General features: G+C 62.7%; 11 protein-coding genes. All 11 read left to right on the plus strand.

The genetic code is table 11. The features are described 5' to 3' along the window. The first annotated feature begins 53 nt into the window (after window positions 1-53). Window positions 54-1,382: a Xaa-Pro aminopeptidase gene (gene pepP, locus K8B33_RS08635; RefSeq protein WP_223425596.1), complete on the plus strand. Its 1,329-nt coding sequence runs from the start codon at window positions 54-56 to the stop codon at window positions 1,380-1,382. Then, the gene (locus K8B33_RS08640) at window positions 1,379-2,662 is read left to right on the plus strand and encodes an FAD-dependent monooxygenase (RefSeq protein ID WP_223425598.1); all 1,284 of its coding nucleotides are present in this window, start codon (window positions 1,379-1,381) and stop codon (window positions 2,660-2,662) included. The genes pepP and K8B33_RS08640 overlap by 4 nt, the downstream gene beginning before the upstream one ends. Before the next feature lie 31 nt (window positions 2,663-2,693). Beyond that, entirely contained in the window at window positions 2,694-3,941 is a 1,248-nt protein-coding gene (locus tag K8B33_RS08645; protein ID WP_223425599.1) for a UbiH/UbiF/VisC/COQ6 family ubiquinone biosynthesis hydroxylase, read from the plus strand. Window positions 3,942-4,057: 116 nt separating this feature from the next. Further along, on the plus strand, window positions 4,058-5,101 hold the full coding sequence (locus K8B33_RS08650; RefSeq protein ID WP_223425600.1) for an extracellular solute-binding protein: 1,044 nt from the start codon (window positions 4,058-4,060) through the stop codon (window positions 5,099-5,101). A gap of 63 nt (window positions 5,102-5,164) precedes the next feature. Then, window positions 5,165-6,784 carry an ABC transporter permease gene (locus K8B33_RS08655; RefSeq protein WP_223425601.1) on the plus strand — a complete coding sequence of 540 codons (1,620 nt, stop codon included), beginning with the start codon at window positions 5,165-5,167 and terminating at the stop codon, window positions 6,782-6,784. A gap of 266 nt (window positions 6,785-7,050) precedes the next feature. Next, the gene (locus K8B33_RS08660; protein WP_223425602.1) at window positions 7,051-8,409 is read left to right on the plus strand and encodes an OmpP1/FadL family transporter; all 1,359 of its coding nucleotides are present in this window, start codon (window positions 7,051-7,053) and stop codon (window positions 8,407-8,409) included. A 10-nt stretch (window positions 8,410-8,419) separates the two neighbouring features. Continuing rightward, complete coding sequence (locus K8B33_RS08665; RefSeq protein WP_223425603.1) at window positions 8,420-11,431, plus strand: Ig-like domain-containing protein; 3,012 nt, start codon at window positions 8,420-8,422, stop codon at window positions 11,429-11,431. A gap of 272 nt (window positions 11,432-11,703) precedes the next feature. Further along, the gene (locus K8B33_RS08670) at window positions 11,704-13,074 is read left to right on the plus strand and encodes an OmpP1/FadL family transporter (protein ID WP_223425605.1); all 1,371 of its coding nucleotides are present in this window, start codon (window positions 11,704-11,706) and stop codon (window positions 13,072-13,074) included. Window positions 13,075-13,084: 10 nt separating this feature from the next. Continuing rightward, window positions 13,085-16,336 (plus strand): Ig-like domain-containing protein, encoded by a 3,252-nt coding sequence (locus tag K8B33_RS08675; protein ID WP_223425607.1) that lies wholly within the window; start codon window positions 13,085-13,087, stop codon window positions 16,334-16,336. Window positions 16,337-16,453: 117 nt separating this feature from the next. Continuing rightward, window positions 16,454-17,530, plus strand: a complete 1,077-nt coding sequence (gene gcvT / locus K8B33_RS08680; protein WP_223425609.1) for a glycine cleavage system aminomethyltransferase GcvT — start codon at window positions 16,454-16,456, stop codon at window positions 17,528-17,530. A gap of 17 nt (window positions 17,531-17,547) precedes the next feature. After that, entirely contained in the window at window positions 17,548-17,940 is a 393-nt protein-coding gene (gene gcvH / locus K8B33_RS08685; protein WP_223425611.1) for a glycine cleavage system protein GcvH, read from the plus strand. Window positions 17,941-18,041: the final 101 nt, after the last annotated feature.

An 18,041-nucleotide genomic window follows, 5' to 3' on the forward strand; every position in this document is an offset into this window, starting at 1 on the left:
TTCTCGGGCAGCCCCGCATGCAGGGCTGCCGCAGGACCGTTGCAGGAGCCAGCATGTCGATTTCCCGCCAGGAATTTGCCCGTCGCCGCCGCACGCTGATGGCGCAGATGGAAGAAAACAGTATCGCGATTCTGCCCGCCGCGCCGGAGCGGACGCGCAATCGTGACGTCGAGCATCCCTACCGGCAGGACAGTGATTTCTGGTATCTCTCCGGCTTCCCGGAGCCGGAGGCGGTGATGGCGCTGATCCCCGGGCGCGAGCACGGCGAATTTGTCGTGTTCTGCCGCGAGCGGGATCGCACCATGGAAATCTGGAATGGCTACCGCGCTGGCCCGGAAGGCGCGGTGGAGAAATACGGTGCGGATGATGCGTTCCCGATCAGCGACATCAACGAAATCCTGACTGGCCTGATCGAAGGGCGCGAGCGGGTTTATTACGATCTGGGGCGCGATGCGGAGTTTGATCGCCAGGTGATGAACTGGGTCAACAGCATTCGTGCCAAGGTGCGCACCGGCGCGCATCCGCCCGGCGAGTTTCTGGCGCTGACGCATCTGCTGCACGATATGCGGCTTTACAAGTCAGCGGCGGAACTCAAGGTCATGCGCCGTGCCGGTGAAATCGCAGCGGCGGCGCACATTCGCGCCATGCGTGCGGTACATCCGGGCATGTACGAGTATCAGCTGGAGGCCGAGTACCTGCATGAATTCATGCGCCACGGCGCTCGCTCGCCCGCTTATCCCTCCATCGTTGGCGGCGGTGCCAACGCCTGCATCCTGCATTACATCGAGAACAGCGAGAAGCTGCGCGACGGTGATCTGGTGCTGGTGGATGCCGGTTGCGAATATCACAGCTATGCCAGCGACATTACCCGTACCTTCCCGGTGGGCGGCCGTTTCAGTCGCGACCAGCAGGCGCTGTACGAGGTGGTGCTTGCTGCCCAGGAGGCCGCCATTGAGGAAGTGCGGCCCGGCCAGCACTGGAACGCCTTCCATGAAGCCGCGCTGACGGTGCTGACCCAGGGCTTGCGCGATCTGGGGCTGCTCAAGGGCGAGGTCTCAGAGCTCATCGAAACCGAGGCCTACCGGCCATTCTTCATGCATCGCACCGGCCATTGGCTGGGGCTGGATGTGCATGATGTGGGTGATTACAAAGTGCATGACGCCTGGCGGGTGCTGGAGCCGGGCATGGTGGTCACCGTTGAGCCGGGGCTGTACATCGCACCGGACGACACCAGCGTCGACAGCCGCTGGCGTGGCATCGGCATTCGCATCGAGGATGATGTGGCGGTGACCCGCGATGGGCATGACATCCTGACGATTGATGTGCCCAAACGGGTGGCAGATATCGAGGCCCTGACCAGTGAGGTTCGCAAGCGCGCATGACCTCTGATCGGACCCGTAATCAGACCCGCGGCCTTGCTTTCGACGTGCCGGATCAGCATCAGGGCGAGCGCCCTGCCCCTTCGGGCATCGTGATTGTTGGCGGCGGCATGGCCGGGCTGGCGCTGGCGTTGCTGCTGCGGCACCACGGGCAGTCTGCTGTGACGTTGATAGAAGCCGTTAGCCTGGCGCAGGGCGAGCAACTGGATACACCGAGCTTTGATGCGCGCAGCACGGCGCTCTCTGCCGGCACACTGGCGATCTTTGCGGCGCTGGGGCTGAGTGAGGGGTTGCTGTCCCGGGCGGCGGCCATTCAGGCGGTGGATGTGTCCCGTCGCCAGCGGTTGGGCAGTACCCGTATGAGCGCCAGCGAAGAAGGGCTCGCGCAACTGGGTGCCGTGGTGGAAAACCGGTGGCTGGGACAAACACTGCTGGAGGCGGTGCGCGCGGATGCGGGGATTCGGTTGATCGCGCCAGCGCGCGTGACGCAGACCCGGCGTTTGAAGCAGGGCTATGCGCTTCATTTTGTGCGCCAGGACGCCAGCGCGCAGCCGGAAAAGATCGAATGCGCCTTGCTGGTCGCCGCGGACGGCGCCGGATCGCGCATGCGTGACGCGCTGGGCATCGCGGCGCATTCCGATGACACGGGCCACGATGCATTGATTGCCAATATCGGATTGAGTGAAAGCTGCCCGGAAGAGGCTGACGGCGTTGCCTGGGAGCGGTTTCTCGACAGCGGGCCGCTAGCGCTGTTGCCGTTGCCGGGGCGGCGCATGGCGCTGGTCTGGACCGGTCCCCGGTCGTTGATTGACCGTCTGGAGGCCCTGCCGGAAGCTGATTTTCTGGCCGAGCTGGAACAGGCCTTCGGGCTGGACCGGCTCGGGCGCTTTGCTCGCGCCGGGGCGCGGCAGCGCTATCCGCTGGTGCTGACCCATGCCTGTGCCCAGGCGGTCCCCCACGGTGTGGTGGTGGGCAACGCGGCGCACAATCTGCACCCGGTGGCGGGCCAGGGGTTCAACCTGACCTTGCGGGATCTGGCGTTGCTGGCGGAGACGCTGGGCGCCACGGACTGCCCCGGTGATTTGTCTCTGTTGAACGACTATGTATCTCGACGGGAAGGCGATCAGGCGCTGATTCGCCAGGCCTCGCGCTGGCTGCCGGAGCTGTTCCGGGTGCGCTTCGGGCCGTTTGCGCACACCCGCCAGCTCGGGCTGGTGGCACTGACACTCTGGCCCGGCCTGCGCAGCCAGTTTGCTGCCCGCGCCATGGGGCTCGCCAATTGATGCTTGTTTGCCGATTCAGGAACCTGATGCCATGACCTTGTCCCTTACCGAGTCGGATGTACTGATAGTCGGCGGCGGCATGGCGGGCGGCCTCATGGCGGCCGCATTGATGCATAGCGGTTTGTCGGTGGTGGTGCTGGATGCGGCCCCGGTGCCGCAGATGCCAGCCGGTGCTGCCACGCCAAGAGTGTCGGCCCTGACCGAGGCCAGCCGGCACATGCTGGAAAACGTGGGGGCCTGGCAGCAGCTGCCGCCTGCGCGTATTCAGCCCTATGACCGCATGCATGTGTGGGATGGCGATGGCACCGGCGATGTGCGTTTCGCCGCACAGGATCTGCACACGGACGCCCTGGGCTGGATCGTCGAGAACGAGGCCTTGGTGGCTGCCTTGTACCAGGTCGTGACGGCATCCCGCGTGCAATGGCAGCCGAACGCGCGCACGGAATGTATCCGGCGCAGTGAGCAGGGCTGGCGGGTGACGCTGGCCGATGGCCGCGAATATTGCGCACCGATGTTGATCGGGGCGGATGGCGCACGGTCAGCAGTACGCCAGGTGGCGGGTATTCCCGGCACTGGTCGGGACACCGGGCATGTGGCAATCGTAGGCAGCGCCATGACCGCCCTGCCCCACGGTGCCTGTGCGCGCCAGCGCTTCATCGACTCCGGGCCGCTGGCCTTGCTACCGCTCTTCACCGGGGAGCGCGGAGAACCGGAAGCCCGACACCAGGTGTCTATTGTCTGGTCGCTCTGGCCGGCCGAGGCCGAACGGCTGATGGCCTTGGACGATGCCGCCTTTGATATTGCGCTGACCCAGGCCAGCACCGGTTGTCTCGGCGACATGCAGTTTCAGGGGCGGCGCTTCGTGTTTCCGATCCAGGAGTTGCATGCCAGCAGCTATATCAGCGAGGGGCTCGCGCTGATTGGTGATGCGGCGCATGTGGTGCACCCGCTGGCCGGACAAGGGATCAATCTGGGGTTGCTGGATGCGGCGGTGCTGGCCGAGGAGATGTTGCGTGCCCGGCAGCGCGGTCTGCCGCACTGCCATGCCAGCGCCCTGCAGCGCTACGAACGTCGTCGTCGCGGGCATAACGCATTGATGCTCAACGCAATGCACGGCTTCAAGGTGTTGTTCGAAGCGTCTGCACCGCCGGTGCGTCTGGTCCGCAATATGGGCATGAATCTGGTTAATCGTCTGCTGCCTGCGCGCAACCTGTTTGCGCGTCAGGCGATGGGCCGTGGTGGCGATTTGCCGCAGCTGGCCCGGAGCAAGGTTTCCTGATTGGCGGAGCGTGGCTGCGCCACCCATGGGGCTGGCGTTGCCTCCCTTGCGCAGCAATGCGGTTATGAAGGATAATGCGAACCATTCTTATTTTCCTTGCTGCCGGGGAGTTGTCAATGGTGCGTACGAGAGTCAAGTCTGCTGATATGCGGGGCGTGGCCGTTTGTGTGGCTGTCATTATGGCGCTGATGCTCAGTGCCTGCGGCGATCAACGCCGCGCCGACGAGATCATTGTCTACACCTCCCGGGCCGATCATCTGGTGAAGCCGGTGTTTGACGCCTACACCGCCGAAACCGGTACCGCCATCCGCTTCATTACCGACAACGAGGCGGCCCTGATTACCCGCCTGGAAGCGGAAGGCGCTGGCAGCCCGGCGGATATGCTGATTACGGTGGATGCGGGCAATCTCTGGCTGGCGGCGGATCGCGGCTTGCTGCAATCGGTGTCTGACGCGCGGCTGGAGAGCGCCGTGCCCGCCAATCTGCGTGACCCGGACGGCCAGTGGTTCGGCCTGACCGTGCGCGCCCGCACCCTGGTTTACTCCACGGAGCGGGTCGACCCTGAAACCCTTTCCACCTACGAAGCCCTGGCCGACGATGCGTGGCAAGACCGTGTGTGCTTGCGCACGTCCAAGAAGGTCTATAACCAGTCGCTGGTGGCGACCATGATCGAGCGTCTGGGCGAGGCTGAGGCCGAGCGTGTGGTCAGGGGCTGGATTGATAACCTGGCGACGGATGTGTTTGCCAATGACAACGCCGTGATGCAGGCGATTGTCGCGGGGCAGTGCGATGTGGGGATTGTGAATACTTACTATTTTGGCCGGATGCTGCGTGACCGGCCTGATTTGCCGATTCGTCTGTTCTGGGCCAACCAGGGCGACGGCGAGAGCGGTGTGCACGTCAATGTCTCGGGGGCCGGTCTGACCCGCAATGCGCCAAATGCCGAGGCCGCCCTGGACCTGCTGGCGTGGATGGCCCAGCCCCAGGCGCAGCGTATCCTCGCGGATGGCAATCTTGAATACCCGGTGAATCCGGATGTCATGCCCGATGAGCAGGTGGCTGCCTGGGGTGACTTCCGTCCGGATGACCTGAATGTGGAAATCGCCGGACGCCGTCAGGTGGAAGCGGTCAAGTTGATGGATCGGGCCGGTTATCGTTGAGGTTATCGTTGAGATGGTAGCAAGGCGTGACATGCCCGGAGACATAGCCGGAGGCAGGCGCTGATGGGGGTATTGGCACTCGGCCGGCCGCGCAGGCTGCGGCGGCCGGACGCTCTGGTCCTGCTGACGCTGGCGCTGTCAGCCATGGTGCTGATGCCGATCGCTGTGCTGGCATTGTCGTGGTTGGGCAATGAGTCCCAGATATGGCGTCATCTGGCGGATACGGTGCTGCTGGATCTGGTCCTCAACACGCTGCTGCTGGTTGTCGGGGTGGGCGTTGGCGTACTTGTGCTTGGTGTCAGCCTGGCCTGGATGGTGTCGACCCTCGACTTTCCCGGGCGCCGCTTCTTCGATTGGGCGCTGTTGCTGCCGTTGGCCGTGCCGGCCTATGTGCTGGCTTTTGTCGCCCTCGATATTCTCGATTTCTCCGGTCCGGTGCAGAGTGTGCTGCGACAGGCCATCCCGGCGTTTGAAGGTGGCAGTGTGCGCCGGCCCTGGCTGGTGGTGGTGACCCTGTCGCTGGTGTTCTACCCCTACGTTTACATGCTCGCCCGCGCTGCTTTCATGGTGCAGGGGCGCGCGCTTATGGATCAGGCGCGCATACTCGGTCTGGGCCCGTATGCAGCATTCTGGCGCGTTGCCCTGCCGATGGCGCGCCCCGCCATTGCGGCGGGTCTGGCGTTGGCATTGATGGAGACGCTGGCGGATTTTGGTGCCGTGGCGGTGTTCAACTATGACACCTTCACGACCGCCATCTACAAGAGCTGGTACCACCTGCGCAACCTGAACGCCGCCGCCCAGCTGGCGTCGCTGCTGCTGCTGTTCGTGCTGGTGACGCTGGTGCTGGAGCGCATGGGGCGCGGTCGTGCGCGCTTCGAGCAACAGCAGGGCGCGCACCGTCCGCATCGGGTGCGTCCGGGCAGCGTGCAGCGCTGGTTGCTGACCGGCTATGCCAGTGTGATTTTTCTGGCCGCCTTCGCCATTCCGGTGGGGCGGTTGTTGTTCTGGGTGGTGGACAGCGCCTGGCTGGATCTGGACAGCCGCTACTGGGGGCTGGTTACCCGGACGTTGTTGCTGGCCACCGGCGCGGCACTGGCGACGGTGACGCTGGCGCTGCTGCTGGGATACGTGCGCCGCACCCGAATCCATCGCATGGTGCATGCGGCGGTGCGTGGCGCGACGGTGGGTTATGCCATGCCGGGTTCGGTCCTGGCCGTGGGCATCATGCTCAGTTTTGCTGCGGTGGATCACTGGCTGGGCAGCACCTTCGGCCTGCGTCCGGTGCTGATGGGCGGGCTGCTGGCGCTGATGGTGGCCTATGTGGTGCGCTTCCTGGCGGTGGCATACGGCCCGGTGGAGTCGTCGTTTGAACGGGTGCGCCCGCGCCTGATTGATGCTGCGCGCACCCTGGGGGCGACACCGGCAGAAGCGGTGCGCCGGATCTATCTGCCGCTGCTGACGCCCGGCGTGCTGACAGCCCTGCTGTTGGTGCTGATTGATGTCATGAAAGAAATGCCGGCGACCCTGCTGTTGCGTCCCTTCGGGTGGGACACGCTCGCGGTGCGGGTTTACGAGATGACCACAGAGGGCGAATGGGCGCGTGCCGCGTTGCCTTCCCTGACGCTGGTACTGGTCGGTCTGTTGCCTGTTTACCTGCTGATGCGCCGCACCCGCGCGCACTGAATCCCCGCCGTATAAGCCTTACGCTCCCCGTTTTTCGTTTTACCCATCCTTTCGTATGAGGGCCACTGAGAACTGGCTCGCCTTTTCACGGGGCTTTACATTCCGGTAACAATTAACCGGTGTGAATGGTCACTATTGACCTTTTTGTGTAAAGAACCGTTTGCCAGACTCCACAATCTTCACGCGCCGCTCGCGCGATTGATGAGCGGGCCCGCTAACGGCGGGAGCGCGAACAATAAATAATAAAGAAACCGGAGTTACGCACTATGTTCTCTCTCTCTCCCCCCATGCTTTCTCGTCTGGGCTGTGTCTGCCTGGCCTCCGGCGCCTTGCTCGGTGCGCCGCTGGCCAGCGCCAATATGGGCAACATCGCCTCCACTTATGGTGTGCTGCCCCAGGATCTTGCGTCTGCCCAGGCGTTGTCCCTGTTCAATTCCCAGGTGTCTGCCACCTATTACAATCCGGCGTACCTGGCCCGTGACCCCCGTGGTGAGCTGACGGTGGGGCTGTTTCATGCTGAACACGAACTGCGGGTGAAAAGCCTGGGTGGCCCGGACCCGGTGATCCGCGAGGGCGGCGATGTGCTGGAGGATGACCCCAGCCAGCATGTGCTGATCGGCATGAAAACGGACCTGACGTCGCTGACCCGCTATAACCGCCCGCTCTATCTGGGTTTTATGGCCGGGGTAGAGCGCTACGGCCGGGAAATGCTGGCGTTCGAATCGACCACCTCTGAGGAAGGCCAGTTTTTCAATTATGGTCGGCAGCCACTGTTCCTGAATCTGGGCGGCGGCATGAATGTCTGGCGCGGTGTTGATGTCGGGCTGACAGCTCGCATCACCTTGCACGCCAACGCGACATTGAACACCTGGACCAATCTGGAAGGTGAAACCAGCAACGAGTCCCTGTCGGTGGAAGCCAAGCCGGTGTTGCGACCGATTGCCGGGATCAACGTGCATTGGGGCGAGACCTTCTGCCCGGACCGCGATTGCTGGATGGATAATCTGGAAACCGCCCTGGCCTATCGTGGCTACTCCAACACCCGCACCAAGGTCGATGCCTTTGCCACCATTCCCGGCGTTGTCGGGGGCATCGGTCTGCCATTGTCGATAAAGACCCTGGATTCCTTCCAGCCGGAGGTGGTGGTTATCGGGGCGCAGTACCGATGGGGGCGTGCCCGGATCGGTGTATCCGGTGAATTGCAACGTTGGTCCCGTCTCGAGGATGAATTCGAAGATGACACCATCAAGGATCAGGCGAATCTGCGCTTCCGTGACATCATCATTCCCCGCGTCGGGGCCGAAGTGCGGCTCAATGATATGCTGTCTGTTACCACCGGGGTGGCCTACGAGAAGTCGCCCCTCGACAGTGATCGCTCACTGGATGTGAACTACCTGGACAACGACCGCATCATCGTCGGCCTGGGGTTCAGCGCAGAGTTCCGCGAAGCGCCGGTACTGGCTTTCCCGGTGCGCGTGGATATCGGTTACCAGTACCACGGCCTGCGCGCTCGTGAGTTTGACCTCACCAGCAGCCAGCAGGACGATCCGGATACCCCGTACGAGAGAGTGCGGGCAACGGGTGATGTGCATGCAGTTGCCGGTTCGGTAACGCTCAAGTTCTGAGGAGAGCCTTATGAAAACAATAACAGGCAAATCCGTTTTCTCACTGTGCACGCTCGGCCTTCTCATGCTTGTCGGGGGCTGTGGTGGAGACAAACAGACCACGCGCACCGATTGGGGTGACAGGCCCCGGCTGGAGTACAGTTTTCCGTATCATGGCCAGCCGGAAGTCTCGACACGAGCGCCGGTGGTGCTGCGCTTTTCCCATCCGCTGACCGACACAGCGCCAGAGGATGAGGTGCAATGGCTGGATGCAGACGACCAGCCGGTGCCGTTTACCGCGACCATGACAGCGGATGGCCGCTCGCTGGTGCTGACACCGTCAGCACCGCTACGTCCCGTCAGTGATTACCGTATCGAGCTGGGTGAGTTGGGCAGTGAAGGGCGCACGGCACGTGTGCCTGACGCCCCGATTGATTTCCGTACCCGGGGTTTGCCGGTGGGGCCGCGGGATTTCCGGGCCTTGCCGGGGGCGTTCGAGATTACCCGGATGATCCCGGATGGCGAGCACCAGCCAGTGATGGACTTTTCCTCATTCCGGTTGCAGTTCAGCCAGCCGCTGGACCGTGACTCCGTCAGCTACGGCGTCGGCGAGGCGCTGGCATTGCTGGACAGCAATGATGATCTGGTGCCGGCGCGTGTGCTGATTCAGGGTAGCTATCTGACCTTGGACCCGGTGGATGATCTGACGCCAGGCGGCAGCTACACGCTGACCAGTAATGGCGGGCTGGAAAGTCTCTATGGTGAATCGCTGGCGCCTTTCAGTATGGCGCTGACCGCGCGCGATTCCGCGCCACGGGAAACGCTGGTGAAGCGTGCGGCAGACTCCGAGGGTGGCACCATTCTGTCGCCGCTTACCGGCATGCCGATCAACAATGTGCCGGTCAATGCGCGCCTGCTGGGGGATCAGAGCAGCTCCCAGCAGCAGGGTGATGTGCATGCCGAGCTGGCATATATCCCGAACTTTCCTGATGTATCGCCTTTGCGGGTGCCCCGGGGCGCGTTGCTGGAAGGCTCCTCGGTGGAAGTCAGTGTTGCCGGTGAAGTGCCTGCCGGGTTCAGTACCGGCGATATCGAGGTGCGCTTTATCAGTGACGCCATGGGCTATCTGATAGAGAACCCCTACACCTCGGCGGCGGAGTCGCCACGCCATGTGCGCTTGTTCATGGATATCGCCATGACCGCAGAAAATCCCGAGGCGAATGGCGCGTTGAGTCAGGACCTGCTGCACGTGGAGCTGGCGGGCACCGCCTTTGTCGAGGAGGGCCAGCTGGTGATCAATGCGGTTGGTCTGGTGGAGCCACGGGTGCTGGGGCTGGAGCAGGCCTGGGGTGTGTTGTCATTCCGGTTGGCCTCCTACCACGATCAGTTGAACGCGCCGGACCCGGTCGAGGATACCGTAGCGCCGACACTGCAATCCTGGGTGCCGGGTGACTATGCCGCGTCCGCCCGGCCCGGCGATCCGGTCATTCTGAATTTCACCGAAGCACTGGACCCGGCCAGCATCGAGGGGGCCGTAACGGTCACCCGTGATGGTACAGCGGTGGATGCCAGCTGGCGTCTGGATGGTGCCTCGGTGGTACTGGAGCCGCAGGGCGGTCTGCAATTCGGCAGCAGCTACACGATTACCCTGTCGGACCAGATTACCGATACCGCCGGTAACGCGTTGAGCCCGCAAAGCCTGTCTTTTGATATGGCGGATTATCATGGCGCTGGCAATCGTTCGCCGATCGCATTGACGACCTACCCCGGTTACCCCTGCGCCATGCAGGACCCGAATCTGGACGGGTCGCCGAGCGAGCATCAGGGCCGTTGTCGCGGTGGCCGGGCCGGAGACGATCGTTTCCCGGTGGAGCGCGTGCCGGCCGAGCGTGCCATCTCTGTCCAGTTTTCCCAGAACATGTCGGCAAGCAGTATCGTTCTGGGCGAGAGCTGTGGCAGCGGTACCTTCCGGGTGGAGCGTCTGAATGCGGCAGGGACTTGCATCAATGCTGTGCCGGGTCAGCTTGAGGTGTCTCCGCGCGGGTTGTCGTTCTCGCCTGACAGCCCCTGGGAGGAAGGTGAGCTGTACCGCTACGTCCTGGCGTCGAACCGGGACGCGGTGGCTGCCGACTGCGGCACGCTGGCCATCTGCTCCACCTTTAATTACCCGTTGCAGACCGAGCTGCTGCGGGGGGCAGGTGCCAGTGCGGGTGGCCGCGACATGGTCAACCATTTCCGGGGCGGTGCCGCCACCGGTGATGTGTTCCAGCAACTGGTCAATCTGCCCACATCGGACACCAATGCCAATTTTGCTATCGACCCCGGTGAGGCCAATCCACAGCCCGATCCGGACAATCCGGGGTTCTACATTGTGCCGGACAACGCTGCCGAGCTGCGGGTGCATAACACCAGTGGCCTGTTGCTGGATGCCAATGTCGGTTGCGGCTTTACCGGGGGCGGCTACAGCCCCGGCAAAGAGACCTGCAATGACAAGAAGTTCCTGTATATCACGGGGGGGCTGACGGCGGATGTCGGGGAGTATGACCCGGTCGAGGAGGCGGTGCGGGTGGATATTCGGCCAACGCTGATCATGACCACCTCGATTGATGTGCATGCCGTGTTGTTCCTGCTCGTCCCGAGTCAGACGGTGATCCCGACTGGCCCCCAGGTGATGCGCATGCGTTACGAGGATAATGGTGCCGGCCAGCGTAACCAGCCGATCACCGGCTGGCTCTACGAAACGCCGGATGGGCCACGTCTGCGCGCGACGCTGCAGCTTTACCTGGACGCACCGAATCTTGCGCCCGAGGTGATTGGGATCACCCTCACCCACGATCTTTACAGCTATCCGCTGACATTGAATGTGGATGGTCCGGTCAGCTTCCTGCCGGACGGGCGGATGGTCATTCAGCAGACCAATATTGGTGGCCCGGCCGATATCCAGGCCAGCATCAGTCTGCTCTCATTTGGTGCGGCGGGGATGACGCTGCGGATTCCCGAGAACGGGCTTGATCTGACGTTCCTGGCCCGCCCGGTGAAATAGCGCAGAGAGGGCCATCAAAAACGGAACCAGAGTGCCAGAGCGAGAGCCTGGCACTCTTCCTGTTTTCTCTCTGGCCGGGTTTACACTCGTTTTCCCGGATGTAACATTATCACTACGCCGCTTAATAAACTCCCGCTGAACCCCGCCCTGAACTCTGTCACGCTCCGTTGCATGCAAGCCTGTTAGTAGTGGGTATCACGTCGTGACCGCCAGGTCATGAATGTGCTGTCTCGATGGCAAGACCTGAATAATAATCAAGCGGAGCATCAATTATGTCTTCTCTCCTTCGACTGCCCGCAGTGGCAATGGCCCGTAGCACGCTGCGCACTGGTATCTTGTGCTGCGCCACCCTGGGTCTGGCGGTATCAGGCGCTCACGCGAGCATGGGTAATACCGCCACCACCTTCGGCATTCTGCCCACAGATATTGCCTCGGCGCAGGCCCTGTCACTGTTCAATACCCAGGTGTCGGCGACCTACTACAACCCGGCCTTTCTGGTGCGTGATCCGCGCGGCGAACTGACGGCGGGTCTGTTGCATGCGGAGCACGAGCTGCGAGTCGATAGTCAGGGCGGCGTTAACGCGCCCACCCGGGAAGGCCGCGTGCTTGACGATACGCCTTCCCAGCAGGTGCTGATTGGTCTGAAAACCGATCTGTCGTCGGTGACAAAATATGATCGCCCGATGTACCTGGGCTTCATGGCCGGTGTGGAAAAATTCGGTCAGGAAATGCTGGCCTTCGAATCTGAAACCTCGGAGGAAGGGCAGTTCTTCAATTACGGGCGGCAGCCGCTGTTTCTGGTGATCGGCGGCGGGCTGAATATCTGGCGCGGCATCGATGTGGGTGCGTCTGTGCGCGTCACCCTGCACGCTGACGCCACCCTCAATACCAACAGTGATCTGGCAGGCAATACCTCCCGGGAAAGTCTGAATGTATCCGCCAAACCGGTGCTGCGTCCCATTCTCGGCGTCAACGTGAACTGGGGTGAGACGTTTTGCTCCCACACGCCTTGCTGGATGGAAAATCTGGATACCGCGATTGCCTACAAGGGATATTCCAACACCCGCACCAAGGTGAATGCCAACGCGACGATTCCCGGTGTCATTCCGCAGCCGGGGCTGGACCTGGCGGTAAAGACGCTGGATTCGTTCCAGCCTGAGGTGCTCACCGTGGGCGCCCAATACCAGCTTGGCCGTGCGCGCCTGGGCGTCAGTGGCGAATTCCAGCGCTGGTCCCGTCTTGAGCGCGAGCTGCGCGACGACACCATCAAGAACGTGGGCAATCTGGAATTCCGTGACATCTTCATTCCGCGCGTCGGTGTCGAATACCAGCTCAATGACATGCTGTCGGTGACCTCAGGTGTGGCCTATGAAGTGTCGCCACTGAAGAGCACGCGCTCCGAAGATGTGAACTATCTCGATAACGACCGCATCATTCTCGGCCTGGGGGGCGCGCTGGAAATTGCCAATCCACCCATTCTCGCGTTCCCGCTTCGCCTGGACTTCGGCTACCAGTTCCACCATCTGCGTGACCGCGATTTCGTGATTTCCGGAACAAACTCAAACGGCGACCCCTACGAAGAGCTGGTTGCCACCGACGGCCATGTTCATGTCTTTGCCGGTTCGGTCACCATCAAATTCTGAGGAGGGCGCCATGCACAGCATATATCGCTTTCGAGCTACAGCCCTGATTGTTGCCATGGCAGCGCTGGCCGCCTGTGGCAGCGGCAGTAAGCAGACGGTGACACCGGCGCCGCCGGCCCAGTCCGTTTTCTACACGTATCCGGACGCGGACCAGACCGGTGTGTCAACGCGTATCCCGATGGTCGTCAGATTTTCCGGGGCGGTGTCGATTGACGCTGCCGATGTCACGCTGGTGAGTGATGGCGAAGCAGTGCCCGTGACGGTGGAAACAGTGGGCGAGGGGCGCAGTGTTGTCGTGCGCCCGGAGGGCAAGCTGGATTTCAATACGCGCTATGCACTCAGCATGCCCGGTTTGCCTGACGGCAGTCTCGACTTTACCACCGGGCCGGCAACGAAAGGTCCGCGCTCGCAGCAGATCACCGCTGAGGAGTTTGCCGTGACACGTATGGTGCCGGATGGCGACAGCTTGCCGATTGTCGACTTCTCCGCCTTGCGCGTTCAGCTCAGCCAGCCTGTCGATGTGGCGACAATTCGCTATGGCCATGATATTTCCCTGCGTACGGAGGGCGGTGACCTGGTGCCGGCGACGCTGCTGGCGAAAGGGCATTTCCTGACCATCGATCCAGATGAAAATCTTGCGCCGGGTGTGCCGCATACCCTGACCATCGAGAGCAGTGTGCGCAGTATTTATGACGCACCGCTGGTGACAATGTCGCGGACGTTCACGCCCCTGGATTCCGGTCCCAATGAAACACTGGTGCTTGAAGCGCCTGCGTCCGGAGAGCTGTCCCAGCTGACCGGGCAGACGGTCAATCTGGTGCCGGTGATTGCGGCGCTGCTGGGTGATGACACTGAGTCACAGCAGGAAGGCCTGGTGTTTTCACAGCTGGCTTTCGTGCCAAACTTTCCTGATGTGACGCCCTTGCGCATCGCCAAGGGCGGCATGCTCTCCGGGGACGAGTTGGTCGTGAATGTCGGGGGCGCCGTAGACGCCGGCTTCAACTCCGGCACGGTGACGGTGGAGTTTATCTCTGATGCCGTTGGTTTCCTGTCGCCCAACCCCTACAGCACTAATCCGCAGGCGCCCAGGCAGTTGCGGGTGCTGATGGATATCGCTATTGCCACGGGCGATGCCGAAGCCAACGCTGCGTTCAATCAGGATGTCCTGCATCTGGAGCTGGTCGGTCAGGCGGTCGTGGAGAACGGCCGTCTGGTTGCTGATGCGCTGACCGTTGTGGAGTCCGAAGTGCTGGGTGTGGAGACGGCGTTCGGCACGCTGAGTTTCCGCATGGAAGGCCTGCTTGATCAGGAAAATGCGCCTGGTCCGTTGCCGGACATGCGCGAGCTGGCGTTGCAGTCCTGGATGCCCGGCAACAATGTGCCGCCATTTCAGGACAACGTGGACAAGCAGCGCCCCGGTGATCCCATCGTGCTGAATTTCACCAAGGCGCTGGATCGCAAGACGCTGGCGCTTGGCGGCGTGGACCCGCGCATCGCCCTGCGTCGCGCGGGAATGGATGTGCCTTATACCGCGTATTTCGACGGCGTATCCCTGGTCATCAATGCGGACCTGGAATACGGCGAAACCTACGATGTCGTGTTGCGTGACGGTATCACCGACATTGCCGGTACACCGTTGATGCCGCAGACGCTGACCTTCACGATGGAAGAGTATGTGCGCGACGTGCCGCTGGCCTCGCCGTTGGCGTTGAATGTTTACCCCGGCTACCCCTGCGCACTGAATACCGACGAACGCAATCTGAGTGCCGGGATTACCGGTCGCTGTGACGGCGCGATGGCATCCGATGATCTGTTGCCAGTACCGCAGATGCCGGCCAACCGCAGCATCGAAGTGCGTTTCTCCCAGGTCATGAATCTCGACAGCTTCACGCTGACCGATGGCGACAACGCGGGCAGCGTGACGGTAGAGCGCCTGAATGAGGACGGCAGTGTGGCGGGGCTGGTATCCGGTCGCCTGGAAACCCGGGCGCGGGGGATGGTGTTCACGCCGGATCAGCCCTGGGAAATCGGTGCGCTGTATCAATACACGCTGCGCTCCAATGGCGAAAGCCGCGCCAGCACCTGTGTGCCGGAGGAGATGATCTGCTCGCAGGATGGCCTGCCCTTGCGGACGCGGCTGTTTGCCCAGACACCGAGTGCCGCGCCGACGCTGGATGGCGGTGGCCCCGATCTGCAGATTGCATTCCGTGGCGCACCGGAAGTGGATTGGGCGCGGATTATTCTGGGCAACCTGCCTACGGCTGACGTCAACAGCAACACCCTGCGCGACCCCGGTGAAGACAACGGTATCGACAACCCGGAGCTGCTGAAAAACAGTGCGGCTGTTGAGGTGGTGGGCGTGGACGATATGGTGGTGACGGATGCCGAGCTGCAGTGCGGGCAGGACAACGCGGGTAACGATCTGGAGCAATGCCTGATCTATCTCACGGGCGGCATCGACACCGATGTGGTCGGCTTCTTCGATGCCGAGCAGGCGGAGGCGGTGGCCAGAACGCCAGTGCCGCCGGTGGTGACGGCGGCGGGCGGCGGGGTGCTGGTGTATCTGTATCCCACCCAGCTGCAGACCAGCAACATTGTTGTGGATGCTACCTCGGCCATTGGCGAGGCGGCGCCGGCAGACACCGGGCCGATGACATTGCGGGTGCGGTATGCCTGCGATGCCCGCACCAGCGGAGCGCCACAGCCACCCAATGCGGCGCCGATCCGTCAGTGCGAGGACGGCGAGGCAGGTCTGGTCGAGGGTTGGATATTCGAGGGCGCCAGCGGCACGGAATTCGCCACGGCGTTGAACCTGTATATCGATTCCCCTGCGCTGGACCCGCGCGTCAATATTCTGGCGCTGGATGCGTTGCCGGACAATCTGGCCAACGCCATCGGCCAGGTGCCGGTGCTGGGCGATCTGGTGGGTGGATTGCTGGGGCTGCTCAGCCCGGTCACCGATCCGGTGCTGGGCACCGTCAGTGACGTCATCGCGGCGATTACCAGCATTCTGCCGGAGGGTGCTGACCCGACGGCGGTGCCGCTGGAGCATAACCAGCGCAGTTATGGCTTCGCGCTGGACCTGCTCGGCCCGGTCGAGTTCTACGACGACGGGCGGCTGGAAGTCGGGCTGCTCAGTCAGGGGCTCGTGGCGCTGGACGTCGAGCTGGTGGCGCTGGGCTTCCTCGAGGCGGAAGTGAATCTGGAGATTCCCTTCAACGGCGCCAACCTCAACTACACCTCCGGCGCGATCAAGCGCTGAGCGGTGCCACACCCTGTTGCCGTCCGGGCAGCAGGGTGTGGCCGCCGGCTGCTATGACCGCCCGCACCATCCATGTAGAATGCGCGGCATACTTTCAACGCCGGAAAAGCATGACCCATGGGACACAGAACCCCGCTCTATGACCAGCATGTGACCGCCGGTGCGCGCCTCGTGGACTTTGGTGGCTGGGATATGCCGGTACATTACGGTTCCCTGCTGGACGAGCACCACGCCGTGCGTACCGATGCCGGCATGTTCGACGTTTCTCATATGACCGTCGTGGATGTGACCGGCGCCGGTGCCCGGGACTATCTGCGCCATCTGCTCGCCAATGATGTGGACCGTGCGCCGGTCGGCAAGGCGTTGTATTCTGCCATGCTCAACGCAGAAGGCGGCGTGATCGACGATCTTATCGTCTATCGTCGGGACAATGACTACCGTCTGGTGGTCAACTGCGGCACCCGCGAGAAAGACCTGGCCTGGCTGGCGAAACAGTCCGAGGGCTTTGCGGTGCAGGTGGCGGAGCGCCCGGAGCTGGCCATCGTCGCGGTGCAGGGCCCCCGTGCCCGCGAGCGTCTCGGTGCCCTGCTTGCGCCCGCTCGCGCGGCGGCGGTGTCCGACCTCAAGGTGTTTGGCTTTGCCGAAGACGGTGACTGGCTGATAGCCCGCACCGGCTACACGGGCGAAGACGGTGTCGAGATCATCCTGCCGGGCGCGGACGCCGTGGCGCTGTGGCAACAGCTGGCTGATGCCGGTGTCCGGCCTTGCGGCCTGGGCGCGCGGGATACGCTGCGGCTGGAAGCCGGCATGAATCTTTACGGCAACGACATGGATGAAACCATCACGCCGTTGCAGGCCGGCATGGGCTGGACAGTGGCCTTTGGCGACGACCGTGACTTTATCGGCCGCGCCGCGCTGGAAGCCCAGCAGCAGGCAGGGCATGAGCAATTTGTCGGGCTGATACTGGAAGGCAAGGGCGTGTTGCGCGCCCACCAGAAAGTGATCAGCGCGGCGGGCGAAGGGGAGATTACCAGCGGCACGTTTTCGCCGACACTGGGCCTCTCCATCGCGCTGGCCAGGGTGCCTGCGGGCACCGAAGGCAAGGCAGAAGTGGAAATCCGCGGCAAGCGGCTGCCCGTAAGCATCGTCCGTCCGCCTTTTGTGCGGCACGGCAAAACCGTCTATCAGCAATAGCATTAGGGAATAAAATCATGAGCGATATTCGCGCTGAGCTGCGCTATGCCACCAGTCATGAGTGGGTGCGTCTTGAGGATGACGGCACGGCGTATGTCGGTATCTCCGACCACGCTCAGGATGCCATGGGCGACCTGGTTTATGTTGAGCTGCCGGAAGTGGGGCAAGCGCTGGAAGTGACCGATGAGGCCGGTGTTGTGGAGTCCGTCAAAGCGGCTTCCGACATTTACGCGCCCGTGTCCGGTGAAATCGTGGCCATCAACGAAGCCCTGGAAGACACCCCGGAGCTGGTCAATCAGGACCCCTACGGTGACGGCTGGTTGTTCCGGATTCGCTTGAATGACAAGGCCGAGCTGGAGCAGTTGCTCAGCGCCGACGACTACCGGACCCAACTCGACAGCGAAGACTGATTCCGGTCATCGCTTGCCGCCCGCTCACTGGCTATCCACGGTGGGCGGTGGACACTGATTGCCAGCGCGCTCGCCCCTGAGCGCGCTCCGTCTCCCAACCT

Source organism: Alcanivorax limicola (genome assembly GCF_019931215.1).
Classification (GTDB): Bacteria; Pseudomonadota; Gammaproteobacteria; order Pseudomonadales; family Alcanivoracaceae; genus Isoalcanivorax; species Isoalcanivorax limicola.